Source organism: Chitinasiproducens palmae (assembly GCF_900095735.1).
GTDB classification, from domain to species: Bacteria; Pseudomonadota; Gammaproteobacteria; order Burkholderiales; family Burkholderiaceae; genus Chitinasiproducens; species Chitinasiproducens palmae.
Genome location: NZ_FNLO01000002.1, coordinates 527,956 through 548,320, shown reverse-complemented (window position 1 = coordinate 548,320; position 20,365 = coordinate 527,956). Strand labels below are relative to the sequence as shown.

The 20,365-nt window shown below is 66.6% G+C and carries 20 protein-coding genes; 12 read left to right on the top strand and 8 right to left on the bottom strand.

From position 1 onward, the window contains the following. Positions 1-28 precede the first annotated feature (28 nt). The 12 genes from BLU54_RS05490 (at position 29) to BLU54_RS05435 (ending at position 14,454) form a co-directional block, all read left to right on the top strand. Positions 29-1,216, top strand: coding sequence for an L-talarate/galactarate dehydratase (locus tag BLU54_RS05490; RefSeq protein WP_235837812.1), 1,188 nt, complete (start codon positions 29-31; stop codon positions 1,214-1,216). Positions 1,217-1,281: 65 nt separating this feature from the next. Continuing rightward, positions 1,282-2,517, top strand: coding sequence for a UxaA family hydrolase (locus BLU54_RS05485; protein WP_091905790.1), 1,236 nt, complete (start codon positions 1,282-1,284; stop codon positions 2,515-2,517). Positions 2,518-2,540: 23 nt separating this feature from the next. After that, positions 2,541-4,067, top strand: coding sequence for a UxaA family hydrolase (locus BLU54_RS05480; RefSeq protein ID WP_091905787.1), 1,527 nt, complete (start codon positions 2,541-2,543; stop codon positions 4,065-4,067). A gap of 133 nt (positions 4,068-4,200) precedes the next feature. Continuing rightward, entirely contained in the window at positions 4,201-5,178 is a 978-nt protein-coding gene (locus BLU54_RS05475) for an amidohydrolase family protein (protein WP_091905784.1), read from the top strand. Between the two features lie 104 nt (positions 5,179-5,282). Beyond that, positions 5,283-6,413 carry a lactonase family protein gene (locus BLU54_RS05470; protein ID WP_091905781.1) on the top strand — a complete coding sequence of 377 codons (1,131 nt, stop codon included), beginning with the start codon at positions 5,283-5,285 and terminating at the stop codon, positions 6,411-6,413. 66 nt (positions 6,414-6,479) lie between these two features. After that, entirely contained in the window at positions 6,480-8,066 is a 1,587-nt protein-coding gene (locus BLU54_RS05465; protein WP_091905778.1) for an aldehyde dehydrogenase (NADP(+)), read from the top strand. Positions 8,067-8,343: 277 nt separating this feature from the next. Then, positions 8,344-8,868, top strand: coding sequence for a DUF305 domain-containing protein (locus BLU54_RS05460; protein WP_091905775.1), 525 nt, complete (start codon positions 8,344-8,346; stop codon positions 8,866-8,868). A 172-nt stretch (positions 8,869-9,040) separates the two neighbouring features. Next, positions 9,041-10,570, top strand: coding sequence for a YncE family protein (locus tag BLU54_RS05455; protein WP_091906024.1), 1,530 nt, complete (start codon positions 9,041-9,043; stop codon positions 10,568-10,570). A 70-nt stretch (positions 10,571-10,640) separates the two neighbouring features. Beyond that, positions 10,641-11,171, top strand: a complete 531-nt coding sequence (locus BLU54_RS05450; RefSeq protein WP_235837801.1) for a sigma-70 family RNA polymerase sigma factor — start codon at positions 10,641-10,643, stop codon at positions 11,169-11,171. Then, positions 11,168-11,950: an anti-sigma factor family protein gene (locus BLU54_RS05445; protein WP_091905772.1), complete on the top strand. Its 783-nt coding sequence runs from the start codon at positions 11,168-11,170 to the stop codon at positions 11,948-11,950. The genes BLU54_RS05450 and BLU54_RS05445 overlap by 4 nt, the downstream gene beginning before the upstream one ends. A gap of 291 nt (positions 11,951-12,241) precedes the next feature. Continuing rightward, the gene (locus BLU54_RS05440) at positions 12,242-13,336 is read left to right on the top strand and encodes an L-dopachrome tautomerase-related protein (protein ID WP_091905769.1); all 1,095 of its coding nucleotides are present in this window, start codon (positions 12,242-12,244) and stop codon (positions 13,334-13,336) included. Positions 13,337-13,785: 449 nt separating this feature from the next. After that, a complete protein-coding gene (locus BLU54_RS05435; RefSeq protein ID WP_091905765.1) occupies positions 13,786-14,454 on the top strand; it encodes a phosphoribosyltransferase in 669 nt (222 codons plus the stop codon). Between the two features lie 133 nt (positions 14,455-14,587). Here BLU54_RS05435 and BLU54_RS23620 read toward each other — a convergent pair whose 3' ends face one another. The 8 genes from BLU54_RS23620 to BLU54_RS05395 all read right to left on the bottom strand — a co-directional run bounded on the left by BLU54_RS23620 (position 14,588) and on the right by BLU54_RS05395 (position 20,325). Continuing rightward, on the bottom strand, positions 14,588-14,761 hold the full coding sequence (locus tag BLU54_RS23620; protein ID WP_170845031.1) for a hypothetical protein: 174 nt from the start codon (positions 14,759-14,761) through the stop codon (positions 14,588-14,590). 147 nt (positions 14,762-14,908) lie between these two features. Then, complete coding sequence (locus tag BLU54_RS05425; RefSeq protein ID WP_091905759.1) at positions 14,909-15,232, bottom strand: hypothetical protein; 324 nt, start codon at positions 15,230-15,232, stop codon at positions 14,909-14,911. Positions 15,233-15,483: 251 nt separating this feature from the next. Continuing rightward, positions 15,484-16,197 carry a maleate cis-trans isomerase family protein gene (locus BLU54_RS05420; protein WP_091905757.1) on the bottom strand — a complete coding sequence of 238 codons (714 nt, stop codon included), beginning with the start codon at positions 16,195-16,197 and terminating at the stop codon, positions 15,484-15,486. A 78-nt stretch (positions 16,198-16,275) separates the two neighbouring features. Continuing rightward, positions 16,276-16,992 carry a hypothetical protein gene (locus BLU54_RS05415; protein WP_091905755.1) on the bottom strand — a complete coding sequence of 239 codons (717 nt, stop codon included), beginning with the start codon at positions 16,990-16,992 and terminating at the stop codon, positions 16,276-16,278. Positions 16,993-17,010: 18 nt separating this feature from the next. Then, positions 17,011-18,102 carry an asparaginase gene (locus BLU54_RS05410; RefSeq protein WP_091905753.1) on the bottom strand — a complete coding sequence of 364 codons (1,092 nt, stop codon included), beginning with the start codon at positions 18,100-18,102 and terminating at the stop codon, positions 17,011-17,013. Beyond that, positions 18,099-18,461, bottom strand: a complete 363-nt coding sequence (locus tag BLU54_RS05405) for a non-heme iron oxygenase ferredoxin subunit (RefSeq protein ID WP_091905751.1) — start codon at positions 18,459-18,461, stop codon at positions 18,099-18,101. The genes BLU54_RS05410 and BLU54_RS05405 overlap by 4 nt, the downstream gene beginning before the upstream one ends. Further along, positions 18,458-19,399, bottom strand: coding sequence for a dihydroorotate dehydrogenase (locus tag BLU54_RS05400; protein WP_091905749.1), 942 nt, complete (start codon positions 19,397-19,399; stop codon positions 18,458-18,460). The genes BLU54_RS05405 and BLU54_RS05400 overlap by 4 nt, the downstream gene beginning before the upstream one ends. After that, positions 19,393-20,325, bottom strand: a complete 933-nt coding sequence (locus BLU54_RS05395) for a dihydroorotate dehydrogenase electron transfer subunit (RefSeq protein ID WP_235837800.1) — start codon at positions 20,323-20,325, stop codon at positions 19,393-19,395. Before BLU54_RS05395 ends, BLU54_RS05400 begins: the two co-directional genes overlap by 7 nt. Between the last annotated feature and the right edge of the window lie 40 nt (positions 20,326-20,365).

Here is a 20,365-nt window from a genome sequence, read left to right as displayed (position 1 = left end):
GCAACCGCGAAAAGGAGTGGTCATGTCCATGATTGAAAGCAACGTCTATATCGAGACCGACATCGCGTCGCAGCGCGCCGGTGCGGCGACCACCGATCGCATCGAGTGGCTCAAGCTGTCGTTGACCGTGTTGCCGCTGGCCGCGCCGATCAGCGACGCGAAGGTGCTGACCGGCCGACAGAAGCCGCTCACCGAGATCGCTTTCATCTTCGCCGAGATCCGCACCCGCCAGGGCTTCGAGGGCATCGGCTTCGGCTATTCGAAGCGCGCCGGCGGACCGGGGATGTATGCGCATGCCAAGGAGATCGCGCCCGCGTTGTTGGGTGAGGATCCGAACGACATTGCCAGGCTGTTCAACAAGTTGTTGTGGGCCGGTGCTTCGATGGGGCGCAGCGGCTTGACGACGCAGGCGATCGCGCCGTTCGACATCGCGTTGTGGGACCTGAAGGCCAAGCGCGCCAACCTCCCGCTTGCCAAGCTGCTCGGTGGACATCGGGACTCGGTACAGTGTTACAACACATCGGGCGGCTATCTCTCGACGCCGCTGGAAAAGGTGCTCGAGAACGTCGAACTGTCACGCGCCAACGGCATTGGCGGCATCAAGATCAAGGTCGGCCAGCCCGACACGAGCATCGACTACAAGCGCGTCAAGGCGGTGCGTGAGCGGCTGGGTGAGGGCTTCCCGCTCATGGTCGATGCCAATCAACAGTGGGATCGTGTCACGGCGCAGCGGTTTTGCCGCAAGCTGGAGCCATTCGATCTGACCTGGATCGAGGAGCCGTTGGATTGCTACGACGTGGAAGGGCATGCGGCACTGTCCGCGTCGCTCGATACGGCCATTGCCACCGGCGAGATGCTGACCAGCTTCAACGAACACGCTCAGCTGATCCAGGCGCGTGCGGCTGACTTCGTGCAACCCGATGCCCCGCGCGTTGGCGGCATCACGCCGTTTCTCCAGATCATGTCGCTGGCGAGTTTCAAGGGCCTGAAGCTGGCGCCCCATTTCGCGATGGAAATTCACCTGCATCTTGCGGCCGCCTATCCCGAGGAGCCGTGGCTGGAGCACTTCGAGTGGCTCGAACCCATGTTCAACGAGCGACTGGAATTGCGCGAGGGCCGCATGTGGGTGCCGAACCGCCCGGGCCTTGGCTTCACGTTGAGCGATCAGGCGCTCGCCTGGACCGTCGATACCGCCGAGTTCGGCAAGCGTCCGTAACGTCGAGACGGCGAGGCGGGCGTTCGTCGAGCTGGACGCCCATCCCAACGTCGCAGGAATACAGCATGACTCTATCTGCAAGCGCGCCGGTCCCGTCCTCGAGGCTGGCCACCTTCAATGGCATCGTCCGTGCGGACGGGCGAGTTGCAACGCGCAACTACATCGGCATCTTCGTGGTCGGCAACTGCGGCGCGACGGTCGCGCGCAAGATCGCGGACTGGTTCACGGAGGCGCGGCTGACTGCATGGCCGGGCGTCGACGGCGTGGTGCCCTTCGTGCACGAGATTGGTTGTGGCATGGAGATGACCGGCGAGCCGATGAACCTGTTGCGCCGGACGATCGCCGGCACGATCCGCAATCCCAACATCGCTGGCGCGCTGGTGATTGCGCTAGGTTGCGAACGCAACAACATCGACGGCTTCCTCGAACAGGAGAAGCTGGCACAGGGGCCGCTGCTCAAGCGCTTGGTGATGCAGGAGCTCGGCGGCACACAGCGGACCATCGAGCTCGGTATCGCAGCGGTTTCCGAGATGTTGCCGCTGGTCGCCAACGTGCGTCGCGAGCCCGTCGCCGCCCGTCACTTGACCGTCGGCCTGCAAGCCGATCCGGACGACGAACAGGCAGCGGCGACCGCAAGTCCCGCGCTGGGTGCCGCGATGGATTTGCTTGTCGCACAGGGCGGCACGGTGATCCTGTCGGGCACGGCTGGCATCGCGCCGGTGGCCGCCGCATTCCAGGCCAGGGCCGAGCAACCGGCAGTCGGCGAGCAACTCGCGCAACGCGTGCAATGGTGGCATGGGTACAGCGAAGGACGAACGAACCGTCTCGGGCTGCGCCTGACGCAGCCAGCCGCGCACGATCAGCACGCTCGCTTGGCCGAAGCCAATGCGCGCCGCGCGGGCAGCGCGCCCTTGCAGGCGGTCTACGAATACGCGCAGCCGGTCGTTCGTTCGGGTCTGGTGTTCATGGATACGCCCATCTACGAGGCGGTGTCCGCAACCGGACAGATTGCCGGCGGCGCTACGCTGATCTGCGTTGCCACTGGAACGGGTTCCGGTTTCGGTGCGCTGCCCGCGACTACGATCAAGCTGGCGGCCAGCAGCGCGTTGTACGCCGCGATGGAGGACGACCTCGATGTGGATTGTGGCGCCGCTGCTGACGGACCGGAAGCGGTTGCGCGGCTCGGGCAGGAAATCTTCGCGCGGTTGCTGCGGCACGCTTCGGGTGACAAGACCAAGGCGGAAGAACTGGCACTGGGCGAGAACGAATTCGTGCCCTGGCCCATCGGCGTGCTGGCGTGATCGGTGGTGAAAGGAACTGAACAATGACAACTCGCAACCCCTTCATCCGTCTCGGCCCGGCAGACAATGTCGTGGTTGCCCGCGCGGACGTCGCCGCCCACATGCCGGTGCCGGACGAGCAGACCGAGACCCGGCAGGCGGTGCCGGCCGGGCACAAGATGGCCGCGCGTTTCATCGGCCGGGGCGAGCCGGTCAGGAAGTACAACACCGTGATCGGATTCGCGTCGGAGGATATCCCGCCGGGTACGTGGATGCACAGCCACAACATTGCCTTCGGCGATCTCGAAAAGGACTACCGACACGGCCTCGACTACCGTCCCACAGACTATGTTGCACCGGCCGACAGAGCCACGTTTCAGGGCATCGTGCGGCCCGACGGACGGGTCGCCACGCGTAATTTCATCGGCGTTTTCATCGTCGGTCACAGCGGTGCGAGCATCGCACGCAAGATCGCCAACCACTTCGATGCGGCCAGGCTCGCCGCCTATCCGCATATTGACGGCGTCGTGCCGTACGTACACGAACAGGGTTCGGGCATGGAGCGGGGCGGTGAGCCGATGGCGCTGCTGCGCCGCACGTTGGCCGGCTACATCCGCCATCCCAATACCGGCGCGGCACTGATCATCGGCTCGGGGCACGACCACAATCCGCTGCCGGCGTTCCTGGATGCCACCGGCCTGTGCTGTGGGCCGTTGCTGCGCACCGTGCACATCCAACAGGCAGGCGGCACGCGCAAGGCCATCGAGGCCGGCATTGCCGCGATCGAGGCGATGCTGGACACCGTTGACGGCGCCCGCCGCCAGACGGTGTCCGCGGAACACATCATGGTCGGTATGCAGTGCGGCGGATCGGACGGCTTCTCCGGACTCTCGGCCAACCCGGCGCTCGGCGCCGCAATGGAGATCCTGATTCGTAATGGCGGCACGGCGATTCTTTCCGAGACCAGCGAAATCTTCGGCGTCGAACACACGCTCACCGCGCGCGCCGTCACGCCGGAAGTCGGGCGCAAGCTCGTCGAGCGGATCGACTGGTGGCTCGAGTACAACAAGGGACGCGACACGCAGATCAACGGCCGCGTCAGCCCTGGCAACAACGCGGGCGGCTTGGCGAACGTGCTGGAGAAGTCTCTGGGCGGCGCGAAGAAGGGTGGCAACGCGCCATTGATGGCCGTCTATCGCTATGCCGAGCCCGTCACGCAGAACGGGCTGGTCTTCATGGATACGCCAGGCTACGACCCGGTATCCGCGACCGGCCAGATCGCGGGCGGCGCCAACATGGTGTGCTTCACCACCGGTCGCGGATCCTGCTTCGGTTCGGTGCCGGCGCCCACGATGAAGCTCGCCAGCAACACGCCGATGTACACACGCATGGCGGCGGACATGGACATCAATTGCGGCGTGGTGATCGACGGCGATGCGACGATTCCGCAAATGGGCCAGCGAATCTTCGAGCAATTGCTGCGTCACGCGTCCGGCGAAAAGACCGCGAGCGAGCTTGCCGGCGTGGGAGAAAACGAGTTCGTGCCCTGGCCGATCGGCGTGGCCGACTAGGCCGGAGCCGTGCGCGACGACTGGCAGGGGTGCGGCGGGCCAGCGATGCAGACTGACGCGCGCCGGTGGCGACAGAAAGACAACGACGACAGCGGCGACAGCGGCAAAGAGACATCGACAGTAGGGAGACGAAATGCCGAGTAGACGAGACAGCCTCAAGGCGCTCGCGGCCATGGCCGCGGGCTTGGGCAGCGTGCCCGCATGGGCGGGCAGGCCCTCTTCAGCTGCGCCGACGGTGAAGACCCGCGTGAATTTCGCGGTGCCGCGCGGGGCGTGTGATTCGCACGTCCACGTGTTCCCCGACCCGACGCGCTTTTCGCCGTCGCGCCCGTTCACGCCGCCCGAAGCGAGCGGCGACCAGCTGCTGGCGCTACAACGCGCGCTTGGCATGGATCACGTCGTCATCGTCAACTCCACCGTCTACGGCGCGACCATCCAGCCGGTGCTGGAAGTGATCGGACAGCTCGGACAGCGCCGCGCGCGCGGCGTTGCGTTGTTCGATCCGAAGCTTGGCGCTGAGGAAATCGACGCGTTGCACGCTGGCGGCATCCGGGGCGTGCGCGTGTTTCTCGGCCTGACGCCGGACGTCGATCTGAGCGCGGCGGCGCGCCAGCTGGAGATCGCCGACAAACAGGTTGCGGGACGCCCTTGGCATATCCAGGTGTACGGCAAGCACTCGGTGCTTGCCGCCTTGCGCACGCAGTTGGGCGCGCTGCGGGCGCCGCTCGTGTTCGATCATTTCTGCGGTATCGACGCGCCGGCCGGTCTGGACCAGGATGGCTTCGGCGACGTCGTTGCCCTGGTTCGGTCCGGCAAGGCGTACGTGAAGCTCTCGGGTCCCTACTACTGCTCGGACAAAGCGCCTGATTACCCGGACATGACGCCGTACGCCAAAGCACTAATCGGTGCCAACCCGGAGCGAGTCCTGTGGGGCAGCGACTGGCCTCACCCCAACAGTACCCCGATACCAACACGCAAGGCGACGGACATCGCGCCCGCTCAGGACATCGATGACGGACTGGTTCTCGACCAGTTGGCCGTGTGGGCGCCCGACGTCACCGTCCGCAAGCAGATTCTGTGCGACAACCCGCAGCGGCTGTACGGCTTCTGAGAGCGGGCGACGGACCGACGCGCGGCGGCACCGTCACGGGCGACCGCCGCGACGAGACGGTGGGATGAGTCGACTCTAACAATCAACGAACGCAAGGAGACATCATGAACATACGCAGCGTCGCCCTCGTTGCAAGCTTGATCGGCTGCGTCAGCTCGGTCAACGCAGCCACCTACGTCTACATCGCCAACGCCGACGATCACACCATCTCGATGTACGCGATGGACAACAAGGCTGGCACGCTGCGCGCGATCGGCACGACGCCGGTAAGCGGGATCGTCATGCCGATGGCGGTCAGTCCGGACAGGCGCTACCTGTACGCATCGATCCGCACCAAACCGTATGCGGTCGAATCCTATGTAATCGATTCGGCCTCGGGTCGGTTGGATCTGCTCGGTAGATCGCCGCTCCCCGAAAGCATGGCGTATATCTCGACCGATCGCGGCGGCCGTTATCTGTTCGGCGCTTCCTTTGGCGGCGACGTGATCAGTGTCAGCCCGATCGGGGCCCAGGGCGTCGTGCAGCGCGACCCGGTGCAGGTCATCAAGACCGGGCCGCATGCCCATTCCATTCTCCCGGACCCGAGCAACCGATTCGTCTATGTCGGCAACCTTGGCGTCGACCGCGTTCTGCAATTCAGGTTCGATGCGGCGAATGGGAAATTGACGCCGATCGACCGGGGTTACACCGAGGCGCCAGAGGCTGCGGGGCCGCGCCATCAGGCCGCTTCGCCGGACGGCAGGTTCCTTTACGTCGTCAACGAGCTCGCCGGGACGGTGACGCAGTACACGATCGACCAAGCGTCGGGCGCCCTCGCGCGTGGGGCGTCGGTGCAAGCGGTGCCGGCCGCGTACGGGCTCGCGCCCGGCCTGGTGCGGCCGCCGCTCGGCGGCGGCGAGAAGGTCGACGACGTCCGCCGCATCTGGGCGGCCGACGTGCATGCGTCGCCGGACGGGCGTTTCCTGTTTGTGTCTGAGCGCACGAGCAGCAGCATCACCACGTTCCGCATCGATCCGCACGACGGCAGCCTGACCTTTGCCGGCAACGTCCCGGTCGAATCGCAACCGCGCGGCTTCAACATCGAACCGCGTGGTCGCTTCATGGTGGTGGCCGGCGAGAAATCGCCGACCGCAGGGGTCTATGCGATCAATCCGGATGACGGCAGCTTGAAACGGATCCAGCGCATCGCCGCCGGCAAGGGCGCGAACTGGGTCGAGATCGTCGACTTCAATTGACGCGGGTCACGGTGGCCGCATGCTCGCCCCGCAAGACCGTTTTGCAACCCTATCTTGAGGAATCAAATGAATATCACCGGTGACATGCTGATCGGTTACTCGACGGTGCGCGGCAAGGACGCCGAGCAGCGCGCCATCGATCCGGCCGCGAACGCAGAGATCGCCACTCCGACGTTCGGCTTCGGCGGAGCGATTGAAGTGGATCGCGCGGCACGACTGGCGGCTGCGGCGTTTGATCCCTACCGCGCGCTGCCGTTGGAGACGCGCGCGACATTCCTTGAACGGATCGCCAGCGAGATCGAGGCGCTGGGCGATGCGTTGCTCGAACGCGCGCACGCGGAGTCTGGCTTGCCGATCGCTAGGCTGCAGGGCGAACGTGGCCGCACTACCGGTCAGTTGCGCCTGTTCGCTTCCGTGGTGCGGGAGGGACGCTTCCAAGGTGTCGTCGTGGATCCCGCTTTGCCGGATCGCCAGCCGCTGCCGCGCTCCGACATCCGGCTGCGCAAGATCGGGCTCGGTCCCGTCGCAGTCTTCGGCGCCAGCAACTTCCCGCTGGCATTCTCGGTCGCCGGCGGCGATACCGCGGCCGCGCTGGCGGCTGGCTGCCCGGTCGTCGTCAAGGCACACAATGCGCACATGGGGACGTCGGAACTGGTGGGTCGCGCCATCGTTGCGGCGGCGCGCGCCCTGGCATTGCCGGAAGGCGTGTTCTCGCTGTTGTTCGGTGCGGGCCGTGAACTGGGCGAGGCGCTGGTTGTCCATCCCGACATCAAGGCGGTCGGCTTCACCGGCTCGCGCCAAGGCGGCTTGGCGTTGACCCGCATCGCCAACGCGCGCGCCGAGCCGATCCCGGTCTACGCGGAAATGTCGAGCATCAATCCCGTTTTCCTGTTCCCGGCGGCGCTGGAGGCCCGGGCGGAGACCATCGCGAAGGGTTTCGTCGCTTCGCTGACGCTGGGTGCGGGACAGTTCTGTACCAATCCCGGCCTGGTCTTCGCCGTCGCAGGGCCCGGCCTCGACCGGTTCCGACAGACCGTTGCCGAAGCACTCGGCGCTGTCGGCGCGCAGACGATGCTGACGCCTGGCATCCATGCCAGCTACGACAAGGGGGTGTCGCACCTCGATCAGGTCGCTGGGGTGTCCCGGTTGTCCAGTGGCACGGCGGGCAGCGGCGGCAATGCCGCGCAAGCGCACGCCTATGTCACGGACGCAGAGCGTTTCCTGGCATCGCGCGATCTGCAGGAGGAAGTGTTCGGACCGACTTCGTTGATTGTGACGCTACGCTCCGTCGACGAGATGGTGGAGGTCACGCGCCAACTGGAAGGGCAGTTGACCGCGACGCTGCAACTCGATGAAGCCGATGTGGAGGCGGCGCAACGCCTGCTCCCAGAACTGGAGAAGAAGGTCGGCAGGATCCTTGCGAACGGCTTTCCCACTGGTGTCGAGGTCTGTCACGCGATGGTGCACGGCGGGCCGTTCCCTTCGACGTCCAATGCGATGTACACGTCCGTTGGTGCGACGTCGATCGAACGCTTTCTGCGGCCCGTTGCGTATCAGGACCTGCCCGACGCACTTCGCCCCGATGCCATCAAGGCGTCGAATCCGCAGGGCATCTTCCGCATCGTCGACGGCGTCGTGCAATTGCCGGAGTGATCGAAACGCACCGGCGCGGCGACTCGCATCGCATGGCCGCGGCGCCCCTCGCCGACCGTGCGGCGCGCCGCTAGCGGCATCCAGGGGCGCACGGCGGCGCGTCAGGCGGCGCCTCACGCGTCGCCTGATTTCGCAGCGATCGACACCACGCGCCCGGCGGTGTGTGTCGATCGTCACCGCGCCTGATCGCTAAACGCTTTCAAGGAATTCCCTCGTCTCGGAATAAACGCGCGTCGCGCGCGTCCATCTCGCATCGATCCTTCGCGGAACAACCACGATGCCCGAGACCCGTTACGGCGCCACGCGCCTTCCGGCGCGCCCCCGCAACGACGCCTGCCTCGTGCGACGGTGCAGCCGGGGTGCGTTCGTCCATACGCTTGTCTGTACGCTGGCGCTCGGTGCATTGCCGCTCAGCGTGCCGCTCGCCGAGGCGCAGACGCCCGTTGCGACGCGCGCCGCCGAGGCACCTTTCATCGCCGAGAATCAGGCGGCGATGGACAGGATGATGGCCGACATGGAGATCGCGCCCAGCGGTGACGTCGACGCGGACTTCGTCGCGATGATGGTGCCGCATCACGAGGGTGCCATTGCGATGGCGGTTGCCGTGCTGCGTCATGGCCGCAACCCGCGCATCCGACGCATCGCGCAAGAGATCATTGTCGAACAACAACAGGAAATCGCCGCGATGCGGCTGGCGCTGGGGCAACCATTGCCGCCGGCGTTCCCCGCGCCGACGCAAGCAACGGCAGCCCCCGCAGTTTCCTCATCCGTGCCCTCGCCCACCGCCGCGCCGAAGCTGTGACGCAGCTGTGACAATTCGGCGACGCAGCGTGCGGGCACCGAAACGATGGCGGCAGCGTGCGCCGGCTTGGCGACCGGTACGCGGATCCGATCGCCGGCACGGCAGGGCCGTCGAGACATCCGGACGCCGCGACGCCATCTCTTCCAACAACCGATCAACGAGGAGCATGCCGATGAAACCATGGTTACGTGCGCTGACAATCGCCTGCCTATTTGGCGGCGTCGCGCCCGCGATTGCCGGGCAAGCGCCCTTCGCGGCAGGCGCCGAGGACGTGCCATTGAGCAGTAGCGATCGTGTGTATGCGGCGGAGCAGTTCTCGAACACCGTCTCGGTGACGGATCCGGCAAGCAATCGGCTGCTTGGCGTGATTCGCCTCGGCGACGTGCAACCGGGTAACCTGAGTCCGCTCTACAAGGGCCAACTGCTGGTGCACGGCATGGGTTTCTCACCGGATCGGCGCATGCTCGCGGTGGTATCGGTCGGCTCCAATGCAGTGACCTTCATCGATACCGCGAGCAACCGAATCAAGCACACGACCTATGTGGGACGCTCGCCTCACGAGGCGTTCTACACGCCCGACGGTAGCGAAGTCTGGGTAACGGTCCGCGGCGAGGATTATGTCGCCGTGCTCGATGCGAAGACTTTCACGGAGAAGACGCGCATTGCGGTGCCCAACGGTCCCGGCATGCAGATCTTCTCGCCCGACGGTAAATATGGCTATGTGTGTTCTTCTTTCACGCCGGAGACCGACGTGGTCAGCGTGGCCGACCACCGGGTGGTGGGCAGGGTCGCACAAGCCAGTCCCTTCTGTCCGAACATCGCGGCGACGCCGGACGGCGAACAGGTCTGGTTTACGTTGAAGGACATCGGCAAGACGCAGGTGTTCAACGCCAGGCCGCCGTTCAATATGCTCGCGACGCTCGACACGGGGCCGATCACCAACCATGTGAACTTCGCGCATACGGCGGCGGGCACGCTGGCCTACGTGACGGTCGGCGGACTGAACGTCGTCAAGGTGTTTCGCACCCGTGATTTCACGCAGGTCGCCACGATACCAGTGGGCGCGCTGCCGCACGGTCTCTGGCCATCGGGCGATGGCTCGCGCATGTACGTGGGCCTAGAGAACGCCGATGCGCTGGCGGCGATCGATACAAACGCGCAGCGGGTCGTGGCGACGGTGCCAATCGGACAGGCGCCGCAGGCGGTGGTGTACGTGCCGGGCGCGGTGCCCGACGAGGCCGGCACGCACGCGGACCGCACCGCGTTGCAGGCGCTTGGCGCGTCGGCACAGACCCTTCATCTACGACTTGCGCCCCGCGTCGCGGGAGCCGGCGTCGCGCCGTCCGATGCCGCTGCGCCGACCAGTGTCTCGCTGTTCGACCAGGGCCTCATCCAGGTGTTGCAGGCATCGGTAAGCGGTCTGGCGCCAAAGCGGCCGTATGTACTCGCGCTGTCCGGCCGCCGCGACGGCGGCGGTGCGTTGCAGCCGCTGGCGGCTTTCACCACCAATCCCGCTGGCGCGGCCATCGTCAACGCGAGCGGCCCGATTCGCCAGGTGGTGCAAAATGAGACAATGAACGCGCGGCGCTACCTGGTCATCTCGGAGGGCACGCCGGCGCAACTCGGGGCGGTTGTGCAGCGGCAGTTGGGCGACGCAATGCCCGACGCGTCCTCGCCCGATCCCGTCAACGCAACGCAGTGAGGGTAGATGGGTACGACAGCATCGCGCCACCCGTATGCCGCAATGCCTTCGCGTCGCCTGAAGGAGGCTCATGTCGACTGACATGCTGGCGCTGATCGAGCCGGTGATCCCGGCGCTGCGCCGCTATGCGCGCGCGTTGCTGCGCGATGTCGCCGCGGCGGACGACCTGGTGCAGGACTGTCTGGAGCGGGCCATCGGCCGGTGGGATCAGCGGCGCGCCGATGGCGACGCGCGTGCGTGGATGTTCTCGATCCTGCACAACCTGGCGATGACGCGGCTGCGCCGGGCCGCCGAGCGGCCGACCCATCTGGCACTCGACGGCGTGGCCGATGCGCACCTGACCGTGCCGGCCACGCAGGAAGACACGCTGCGGGTGCGCGACCTGCTCGCCGCGTTGGCCGCGTTGCCGGACGAGCAGCGCACCGTGCTGCTGCTGGTGGGCGTCGAGTCGCTGTCCTATGCCGAAACCGCCACCGTGCTTGATGTGCCGATCGGTACCGTGATGTCGCGGCTGTCGCGCGGCCGCGAGCGGCTTGCCAGGCTGATGTCCGCCGACACCGTCACCGAATCCGCCCCCGCCCACCTGCGCCGAGTGAAATGAGTTCACGCCCCATTACCGAAGACGATCTGAACGCCTACGTCGACGGGTGCCTCGATGCGGCGAGGCAGCGCGAAGTCGCTGTCTATCTGGAATTGCACCCCGACGTGGCCGGCCGGGTGGCGGTGTACCGTGCGCAACGCGACGCGCTGCGCGCTGCGTTCGCGCCGGTCATCGAAGAGCCACTGCCGCCAGAGCTCGACGTTGCGCGCATGGTCCAGACCCGCCGCGCGCCGCGCGCACGGCATGCGTGGGTCCAGACCGCCGCTGCCGCCGTCGTTTGCCTGTGCGTCGGCGCTGCCGGCGGCTGGTTGCTGCGGGGCGCCGACGCGCGCGCGCCGAGCGGCGCGCAATTGTTGGCGCGAGAGGCGACCGCCAGCTACGTCGTCTATGCGCCGGACCCGATGCGGCCTGTCGAGTTGCGCGCCAGCGAACATGCGCAGTTCGCGAAGTGGGCCAGCGAACGTCTCGGTCGGCCGGTCAACATCCCGGACCTCACGGCGGCCGGCTACCGTTTCATGGGAGGAAGGGTCGTCGCGACCGAGCACGGCCCGGCCGCGCTCTTCATGTACGACGACGGCCGTGGCGCGCGGCTCGTGATGCTGGCGCGTCCGATGGCCGCGCAGCGCGACATGCCGATGGCGCCGCACACGGAGAACGGCATCAATGGCTACGTCTGGGCCGATCAAGGCCTGGGTTTCAGCCTGGTTGGCAGGGTTGCGCCGGAGACGCTGCATCCGATCGCCGACGACGCAAGACGCCAGTTCCGAGACGCGATCTGATCGGGCGCCTGCCTCGCGAAGACTCGCGCGGTCTTGACAGACGCGCGCGACGGCGCTGTGGCTGAAAGAACGCGTAGCCTGCGGCCATGCCGCGGCGCGAACAGCACTTTCACGCATTGTCGCCTGCCAGTCGAGCGGCCCATGGCGCGCCGGAACCCCGTGCAAAGGCCACTCGCCGGCGTTCCACGGCGCCACGACGCGGAGTCGTGACGGTGCGGCACGCGCGTTGCTGCCTGATCTCACAGGGTTCAGCCTCCGCTCCCGGATGGCAGGACGCAAGACGAGAACGCCATGACCGAAAAGCTCCCCGATCCCGCCCATGAAGTGCCGTTGACCGCCGCACCGACCACGTCCGCGAAAGGGCAGCCGCGGCTCCGCCAGATCGCGACGTTCGACCATCAGGTGACCGGCGTAACGGTTGCTTCGGACGGTCGGATCTTCGTCAATTTTCCTCGCTGGACGGAGGATGCGCCGATCTCGGTGGCCGAACTGACAGCCGACGGCGACACGCGTCCGTATCCGGACGGCGAATGGAACCGTTGGCGAAATGCGAAACGTGATCAAATCGATCCCGGCAATCACTGGGTCTGTGTGCAATCGGTGGTCGCGGACCGCCAGGGAAGACTCTGGGTCCTCGACCCTGGCGCACCCGCGCAGGCCTTCGTGGTACCTGGCGCACCGAAGCTGGTCTGTATCGATTTGGCGAGCGACTCGGTGCAAGGTGTGCATGCGTTTGGGCTGGACATCGCGCCGCAAGGCAGCTACCTCAACGACGTCCGCATCAGCCCGGATGGCAAGACCGCTTACATCACCGATTCGGGCACGCAGGGGGCGATTGTCGTGATCGACCTTGACAGCGGTCGCGCGAAGCGTCTGCTGGATGGCCATCCCAGTACACAAGCCGACAAGACCGTGACGGTGCACGCCGATGGTAAGCCGTTGCGTCGCCCGGACGGCCGGGGCGTCGAGTTTTCGGCTGACGGCATCGCGCTGTCTCCGGATGGCGCCTATCTGTATTGGCAGGCGGTGAAGGGCAAGACGCTCTACCGCGTGTCTACCGCGGCATTACGCGACGCGCAGCCCGACCATGCGCGGCTGGGCGAAGCGGTCGAGACGGTCGGGGAGAACGGGCCGGCCGACGGTTTGCATTTCGATGCCAGTGGCCTGCTGTACATCAGTTCGGTCGAGACTCATGAAGTGAAGGTGCGGGACGCAAATGGCGTACGCGTACTGCTGCATGAGCCGGGATTGCGCTGGCCGGATACGTTCTCCGAGGGGCCGGACGGCACGATTTACCTCACCGACTCGCGCATTCCGGACATGAACTGGTTCAAGCCGGGCAATCCCGATGCATTGGCCACCCGTTTGCTCGTCATCGAAGGCTGATGCCGAGCGTGTGATGCGGATGCGGCGGACGCATACCTGGCCGCATGCCAGTAAGGCGTTCCGCGCATGCGGTACATGGCCGAGCGGCAGGGCAAGCCGATATGGCTGCCCATGCGCGATCCGGGGCGACGCGCCCCCGACACTCCGTGCGACTTGCCGGGTGCCGAATGCCCGTCTGTACCGCAACGCGCGGCAAGCTTGAAAAGCCTGGTCATCCACCTAGGATACCGAAGGAATTTGCGCGTGGAGGGACGGAGTCGGCGCGCGTGCCCGGGTGATACCAGTGTCTGCGTCGGTGCGGGTCTCGACCACAGTGGCGGCGCCAGTGCCGACATCCAGTGGAGCGCGCCGACGCGGTCGCCGCCGAGTCAGGCACGGACGCTTCCTTGCGTCGTTGCATGCGCCGCGCGGTGACGTGCGCGAGCTTTCTCAGACAGGAGACATCGCAAATGTATGCTGACGACACAGCCTTCCCGGACCGGCGCAGTGCCGGCCGAACGCTGGCCGCAGCGCTTCGACACCGCGTGGTCGGCACCCCGGTGATACTGGCGCTACCCCGGGGCGGCGTGCCGGTCGCTTACGAAGTTGCATTGGCGCTTGACGCGCCGCTGGATCTGCTGATGGTCCGCAAGATCGGCGCACCGGGCAATGCGGAGTTCGGCATCGGTGCCGTTGTCGACGGCAGCAGTCACCGACGCGTGATGAATGACGCGGCTGTGCGCGCGGTGGGGCCATCGAAGGCCTATGTGGAAGCGGAGACGCAGCGTCAGCTTGAAGAGATCGAGCGGCGCCGCAGCGCTTATATGTCGGATCGCGCCCCTGTGCCGGTGGTCGGACGCACGGTGATCGTGGTGGACGATGGCATCGCGATGGGCGGCACGGCGCGCGTGGCGTTGCAGGCGCTGCGTGCGGCCGGCGTCGGCCGCCTCATGCTTGCCGTGCCAGTCGCGCCCCGCGAAACCCTGGCGCTGCTGCGGCCGGAGGTCGATGATCTGGTCTGCCTGCAGGTGCCGGACGACTTCGGCGCAGTAGGCGCGCACTACCGGCAATTCGACCAGACATCGGATGAGGAAGTGGTTGCGCTACTGGCGCAGGCGCAATCCTTCGGCGCTCACTGACTGAGGTCCGCCCTAAGCCCGAACAGCCGGTCCGGCCGCTGCGGCGGCGCTTGGCGGGCGCTCGGCGGGCGCTCGGCGCGATGCTCGCACGCCGACGCCGCCAGGCAGGCGCTCGGCAGCAGTGCGTTCCAAGTCAGCCGAGCGGCGATGTGTTCCTGCCGATCTTGTCGTGTGTTTCCATCGACACCCGGCAGCCGTTCAGGAACACGCTGAGCAGGTTGAACCAGCCGATGATCAGGACGAGCTTGCGGCTACCGGTCTGTCCGAAGCGTTCGACCAGTTGGCTCAGGGTAGCGTCGTCCAGCATAGTGCGTGTGCACAGTTCGTCGGTGGCCCGGCAGACGAGCACGTAGTCGGGGTGTACGCCGAGCACCGGGCCCGTGCTGGCGGCGGCAGCGATGTCGGCATCGCTCAGCCCGACGTTGCGCGCCAGACTGACATTAGCCTGCCACTCTTACGGCACATCGAGCACCGCCGCCGTTCGCAGGATGATCATCTCCCTGACCCCGGCATCGATGCCCTTTTCCTCGAAGACGGCTGTCAGGAAGCGACGGGCGGCGTCGAACAGCGCGCCCGTGCCGGCAAGCATCTTGACTACGTTCAGCGCCTTGTCGGGTCCATACAGTTCCCCGAGTACGGCGCGCAGCGCGTCGTCCGGCGGCAAAACTAGGCCGGCTGGAGACGGGTAGGGCGACGGTTGTCCCGCGTTGAGCGGTGCGGCGCGCCGGCGCTGCCCCTGCGTGGGCGGTGCGGGCGGCGAACGATCGGCATTCGGCATGGCGGACTGGCTCCTCGGCGATTGAGGCCGACGTTCAGGCGCGTCGTTCGAGACAGCGCTAGCTGCCGCCCCGGGCCCATCGAGAACGCCCGCCGTGAGGCTGGCCTCGTCATGCGGCGCGGCGCATCGGCCGGCACCCTGGCTGAAGCAGTTGCAGTGCCTGCTGCGTCGCCGGCGGGCGAGCGTTCGCGTTGCCCCACCATCGAGCGAACGCCGTGCAGCGCGCGCCGAACGCCGTCGGCCAGAAGCCGTCAGTCGAACCGACCTGCCAGTAACGCGCCGTAGCCGGGCGGCCGCGCTTCGACGCGCAACCGCGACAGGCAGTACCAGAGCATCGCCCCGTTGCTGCAGATCACGGGCTTGCCGGTGGCCGCCTCGATCGACGCGATGACGGTGGCGAGCTGGATACCGGCGCAACTGACGAGGATCGCGTCGATATCCGCGTCGAGCTCGCGGGCCAGCTGGAGCCATCGCGCCGGCGCGATTTCCGCCTGTTCGACCGGCGTCGCCTGCGGCAAGTGTGCCTCGGATACAACCGAGATGCCTTCGGTCTGTAGGAACAGCTTTTCCGCGGACACGACTTCCGCGCGGTACGGGGTCAGCAGGCCGACGCGTCGTGCGCCGGCGGCGCGGCACGCGGCCATGACCGCCTCGATGGTAGTGACGGCCGGAATGCCGGTGCTCGCTTCGATGCGTGCATTGATCGTTCCGGCACCGCCGACCACCCCCGCTGCGGTGCAGTTGAGCGCGATCAACGACACGCGCGCGTCAGCGAGCAGTGCGGCATGGCGTTCGAGATCGTCGATGATCGCGTGGTCGGAGGCGATCGAGGTATCCCGAAACGGCAAGCGCGTCGTGACGAACTGCACGCCGGCGGGCGCCATCAACTGGATCTCGTAATCGCAGAGTCCCCCGGAGGGATACAGGTGGCCGATGCGAGCACGGCTGCCGAAGCCAAGGCTCATGATGCTGTTCTCCGTCGGATACGTAGCAAGGTTGGCAGGCGCGCCGCCGCGCGGCTTGCCGTGCGCGCGATGGCGGGCTCAGCGTGCGTTGCCCAAGTCGCCGGCAATGGTTTGGCAACTCATTGGATGGTGGATGTTGCTGCCGACGAACGGCGGAAATTTCTCGAAATCGGCACGCATGCGGTGCCGGACCGGGGAGTGCATGGCGTCGGTGATCGCCTGGGGGCTGTCGAACATCAGCTTGTTGCGCTGCATGTAATGCACTCTGGGCCAGGGCATCGCATCGAGCCAGTCCACGCGCGTAAAGATCTCGATTTCGCGCACACCCTCGAAGTCGTGCATGATTTGCGGATGATGGGTCAGGTAATAATTCAGCCAGACGTCCAGGTCCTCTGCGTGACCGGGATAATGGACGAGAAACTGGCACGGCAGGGCGCCCGCTGCGACCTGCGGCACCGGATCGGCGACCGGGAAGGGCCGTCGCGCCATCGCTTGTTGCTCGACGGCACACTCGGCGAGGCTTGGCAACGCCGTTCGCGCGAGCGCTTGCAGGTGTCCATCCACTGCGATGTTCGCTTCGAGTTCAAGCAGATCGTCGAAGTCGAGCTGCAGCGCGAAGATGGGCGACGGCCCGTCGTCGGTGTAGAAGTCGTCCGCCTGCTGTGGGGTGTACAGCCGGGCCCGTTTCATCGTCGGCGTCGCACGGACAATGTCGGCGATCTGCGTCAAGTCGCCTTCGGCGATGCGTGCGTTCGCGTCGGCGTGTCGATAGGTGACAAGGTAGGAAAATTGCATGGCTCGACTCCGCACGCGCTACAGTGAAAGAAGAAGGTCCTGCAGCGCCGCCGCGTCGGCTGAACGGCGCAACGCGAGCAACAGCGCAATCCTAAGTTTCTGCGGCGAGAGATCCCCGCCCGCAAGAATCCCGGCGGCCTGCAGGAAACGCTGCACGGGCACCGATCCGCGCGGCACGCGGGTCGCCTGCACGACGACGACGCCGGCATGAACCGCGTCCACGTAAGCGCCGAACTCGCCGCTCGCCGGCCGGCCCGGCGCCAGCCCCGCGCACACGATGGCACGCGTTCCCGCCGCAACCAGCGCGTCGATCACAACTCGGTCCGCGCCGGCATACGAGAGCACGATATCGACACGCGGCCAGTCGACCTGCGTTTCAGCAGCGAGAAGGCCGGGAGCGGCCAGCGCGGCCGCACGACGCGCGTCCGTCAGTGCATGCCGACGCCAGACCACCTGTGCGTCCGCGTCGACACGTGCCAGCGGGCCGAACGGTGGTGCCTCGAACGCGTTCAGCTCGAAGCTCGACGCCTTGCTGACGTCCCGTGCGTCAAAGACCAGTCCGTCCATCACGACCAGCACACCGGCGCCGCGCGAGGCGGGCGCGCTGGCCACCGCCACTGCGGCCCGCAGGTTCGCTGCGACGTCGCTGCCCGCGGTGTTCGCGGGGCGCTGCGCGCCGGTCAGCACCACTGGCGCGTCGAGCGAGAGGGCCAGCGACAGAAACCATGCGGTTTCTTCCAATGTCGCGGTCCCGTGAGTCACCACGAAACCGTCGATGCCCGGGTCGCGCGCGGCGTTCTGGTGAATCAGACGCGCCAGCGCCAGCCAGTCGTCCGGGCCGATCGAGACGCTGCCGAGACTTCGGAAGGAAAGCGGCAACAGCTCGACGTCGGGCGCGATGTCGCCGAGCGTGCGCAGCAGATCGTCGATTGGATGCACGACGCCGCTCTCCGCGTACTCGACCCAGTCGAAGCGGTGCCGCGCATGCATCGCGAACGTGCCGCCGGTGCCGATTACCGCGATGCGCGGCCGTCTGCGTTGCGCCGGCGCCGATGCGGCGGCCGTCGCGCCGTTGGCACGGCCGCGGCCTGGATGGTCGGCGCTGCTCATGCGCTCAACCGCACCAACAGTTGCCCGTCGGTCACCTTCACCTGGTGCCGGCGCGTGTCCCGCACGATCGGCGCGGTCAGCGCACAACCCGTGCGCACGTCGACGAGCCCGGCATGCAGCGGGCATTCGACTTCGTGACCTTCGAGAAAGCCGTCGCTGAGCAGGGCAGCGCCGTGGGTGCAGATGTCGTCAAGCGCGAAGAACTCGCCGTCGACCCGGAAGATGCCGACCTTGACGCCGTCCAGCACGGTGCCCATGCAGTCGCGGCTGGCAAACAGGCTGGCGACCTCGCCAACGGTGTGCCAGCCCGTCTGGTCCTCGGTGGCAATGGTGCCGGTAGCGTTGACAACACTGTTCATAGCGGTGCTCCTCCCTGTTGCAACGGGATCGGTTCGTGGGGGCGCATGGCGCCGATCAGGCTGCGCAAGGCCGAAATGCCGCGGCGTTCGCAAAAGGCCGTCAACTCGTCGATGACGCTGGGCATGGCGGTCGGCGAGATGAAGTTGGCCGTACCGACCTGGATCGCCGTGCAGCCGGCGAGCATGAATTCGAGTGCATCGGCGCCCGAGGCGATGCCGCCGCAGCCGATTACGGGGATCTGGACCGCCTGTGCGCACTGATAGGCAATGCGCAGCATGATCGGTTTGGTCGCCGCGCCGGTCAGGCCGCCCATCATGTTCGCCACGCGTGGGCGGAAGGTCTCGACATCGATGGCCATCGCAAGGATCGCATTGCTGACGACGAGCGCCTCGGCGCCAGCCTCCTCGGCCGCAAGCGCGACCTCGACGACGTTGCCGGCGTTCGGCGTCATCTTTGGCCAGATCGGCAGCCCGCTCGCCGACTTCATCGCGCACACCACCTGATGCGTCGCCTCGGCGTCCATGCCGAAAGCCTTGCCGTCTTTCTTGAGATTCGGACACGACACGTTCGCTTCGATGGCGGCGACGCCGCTGCCCGCCAGCTTGCCGGCGAGCGTGCCGAACTCTTCGATGGTGTTGGCCGAAATGCTGGCAATCAGCGGTGGGCTGTAGCGCCGGTAGAACGGTACTGTCTCTTTCAGGTAGTAATCGCCGCCCTTGCTCGGAATGCCGATCGAGAACAGCGTCGCGTCGCGGAATTCGGCGACGCGTGGCGGGGGCACGCCGTCGCGGATGTCGTCCGTGATCGTCTTGGTCACGATCGCGCCGAGCCGGTTCAAATCGAAGAACTGCGCGTTGCCTTCGGCGAACGTGCCGGAGGCGGGCATCACCGGATTGGCCAGCGTCAGGCTGCCCAGGTTCACACTGAGGTCTACCATGGCAGCGTCTCCTGGATGTCGAACACCGGACCGTCCCAGCACACGCGTCGATAGCTGCGCCGCCCGACGTCGCCTTCGGCGCGGAACGGACGCACGCACGCATGACAGGCACCTATGCCGCAGCCCATCAACTGCTCGATCGCGACCTGACCAGGCACGCACCATTCGGCGCCGAGCCGCTGGAGGAGGGCCAGCATGCGGTTCGAGCCGCAGGTCGCCAGGAAACTGAACGGGTTCGATCCATGCAGCACCCGCAACTTCGCTTCGAGCGGGACCAGGTCGCTGCTGCGGTCGTCGTCCAACACGATGTGCGCATGTGCACCGACCTCGCGCAAATAGGCTTCGGACATCACCAGTGCACGGCTGCGCGCGCTCAGCACCGCGGTGACCCGAGCCCCCGCGGCGACCGCATGGCCGGCCAGCGGGGCGAGTGTCGCGAGACCCACGCCGCGTGCCAGCAGCAGCACGTGGTCGCAGGCGTCGGGGAGCGCGAAGCCGTGACCGAGCGGTCCGAGCGCGTTGAGCGTGTCGCCCGCGACCATCTCCGAAAGGCCCTGCGTGCCGACGCCCTGCACCTTGTAGAGGAATTCGATACGACCGTCGGCCGGCTCGATACGGTAGACGCTCATCGGGCGCCGCAGATAGGCGGTGCCCCGTTGCCCCGACGGACATTCGAGATGGAAGAACTGGCCGGGACGCGCTGCCAACGCAGCGGCGGGCGCACTCACAACCATGTGCTTGTACTCGTCGTTGACCCACTCGTTCGAACGGATCACGCAGAGATGTTGAGCCATCGTCCCGGCGCAACCATCGCCGGGGCTGTCGGAACCGGATTCAAAGGGTGCGGCGCAGGCGCCAGCGGTCCCGTCCGTGTGGGCGCCGTCGCGCAGCGGCGGCGCGTCCGACATCGATATCGCTTGATTCATCGTTGGGTTTCCCGAGAGATCATGCTGCGGAAAGTGTTGA

What these genes read in the sequence shown, in the direction of transcription:
- BLU54_RS05405 (WP_091905751.1), bottom strand. Translation starts at nt 18,461, where the DNA reads ATGAACAGTGTTGTCAACGCTACCGGCACCATTGCCACCGAGGACCAG.
- BLU54_RS05470 (WP_091905781.1), top strand. Translation starts at nt 5,283, where the DNA reads ATGAACATACGCAGCGTCGCCCTCGTTGCAAGCTTGATCGGCTGCGTC.
- BLU54_RS05490 (WP_235837812.1), top strand. Translation starts at nt 29, where the DNA reads ATGATTGAAAGCAACGTCTATATCGAGACCGACATCGCGTCGCAGCGC.
- BLU54_RS05415 (WP_091905755.1), bottom strand. Translation starts at nt 16,992, where the DNA reads ATGCAATTTTCCTACCTTGTCACCTATCGACACGCCGACGCGAACGCA.
- BLU54_RS05485 (WP_091905790.1), top strand. Translation starts at nt 1,282, where the DNA reads ATGACTCTATCTGCAAGCGCGCCGGTCCCGTCCTCGAGGCTGGCCACC.
- BLU54_RS05420 (WP_091905757.1), bottom strand. Translation starts at nt 16,197, where the DNA reads ATGAGCCTTGGCTTCGGCAGCCGTGCTCGCATCGGCCACCTGTATCCC.
- BLU54_RS05475 (WP_091905784.1), top strand. Translation starts at nt 4,201, where the DNA reads ATGCCGAGTAGACGAGACAGCCTCAAGGCGCTCGCGGCCATGGCCGCG.
- BLU54_RS05425 (WP_091905759.1), bottom strand. Translation starts at nt 15,232, where the DNA reads ATGCCGAATGCCGATCGTTCGCCGCCCGCACCGCCCACGCAGGGGCAG.
- BLU54_RS05410 (WP_091905753.1), bottom strand. Translation starts at nt 18,102, where the DNA reads ATGAGCAGCGCCGACCATCCAGGCCGCGGCCGTGCCAACGGCGCGACG.
- BLU54_RS05395 (WP_235837800.1), bottom strand. Translation starts at nt 20,325, where the DNA reads ATGAATCAAGCGATATCGATGTCGGACGCGCCGCCGCTGCGCGACGGC.
- BLU54_RS05465 (WP_091905778.1), top strand. Translation starts at nt 6,480, where the DNA reads ATGAATATCACCGGTGACATGCTGATCGGTTACTCGACGGTGCGCGGC.
- BLU54_RS05440 (WP_091905769.1), top strand. Translation starts at nt 12,242, where the DNA reads ATGACCGAAAAGCTCCCCGATCCCGCCCATGAAGTGCCGTTGACCGCC.
- BLU54_RS05480 (WP_091905787.1), top strand. Translation starts at nt 2,541, where the DNA reads ATGACAACTCGCAACCCCTTCATCCGTCTCGGCCCGGCAGACAATGTC.
- BLU54_RS05455 (WP_091906024.1), top strand. Translation starts at nt 9,041, where the DNA reads ATGAAACCATGGTTACGTGCGCTGACAATCGCCTGCCTATTTGGCGGC.
- BLU54_RS05460 (WP_091905775.1), top strand. Translation starts at nt 8,344, where the DNA reads ATGCCCGAGACCCGTTACGGCGCCACGCGCCTTCCGGCGCGCCCCCGC.
- BLU54_RS05435 (WP_091905765.1), top strand. Translation starts at nt 13,786, where the DNA reads ATGTATGCTGACGACACAGCCTTCCCGGACCGGCGCAGTGCCGGCCGA.
- BLU54_RS23620 (WP_170845031.1), bottom strand. Translation starts at nt 14,761, where the DNA reads ATGCTGGACGACGCTACCCTGAGCCAACTGGTCGAACGCTTCGGACAG.
- BLU54_RS05445 (WP_091905772.1), top strand. Translation starts at nt 11,168, where the DNA reads ATGAGTTCACGCCCCATTACCGAAGACGATCTGAACGCCTACGTCGAC.
- BLU54_RS05400 (WP_091905749.1), bottom strand. Translation starts at nt 19,399, where the DNA reads ATGGTAGACCTCAGTGTGAACCTGGGCAGCCTGACGCTGGCCAATCCG.
- BLU54_RS05450 (WP_235837801.1), top strand. Translation starts at nt 10,641, where the DNA reads ATGTCGACTGACATGCTGGCGCTGATCGAGCCGGTGATCCCGGCGCTG.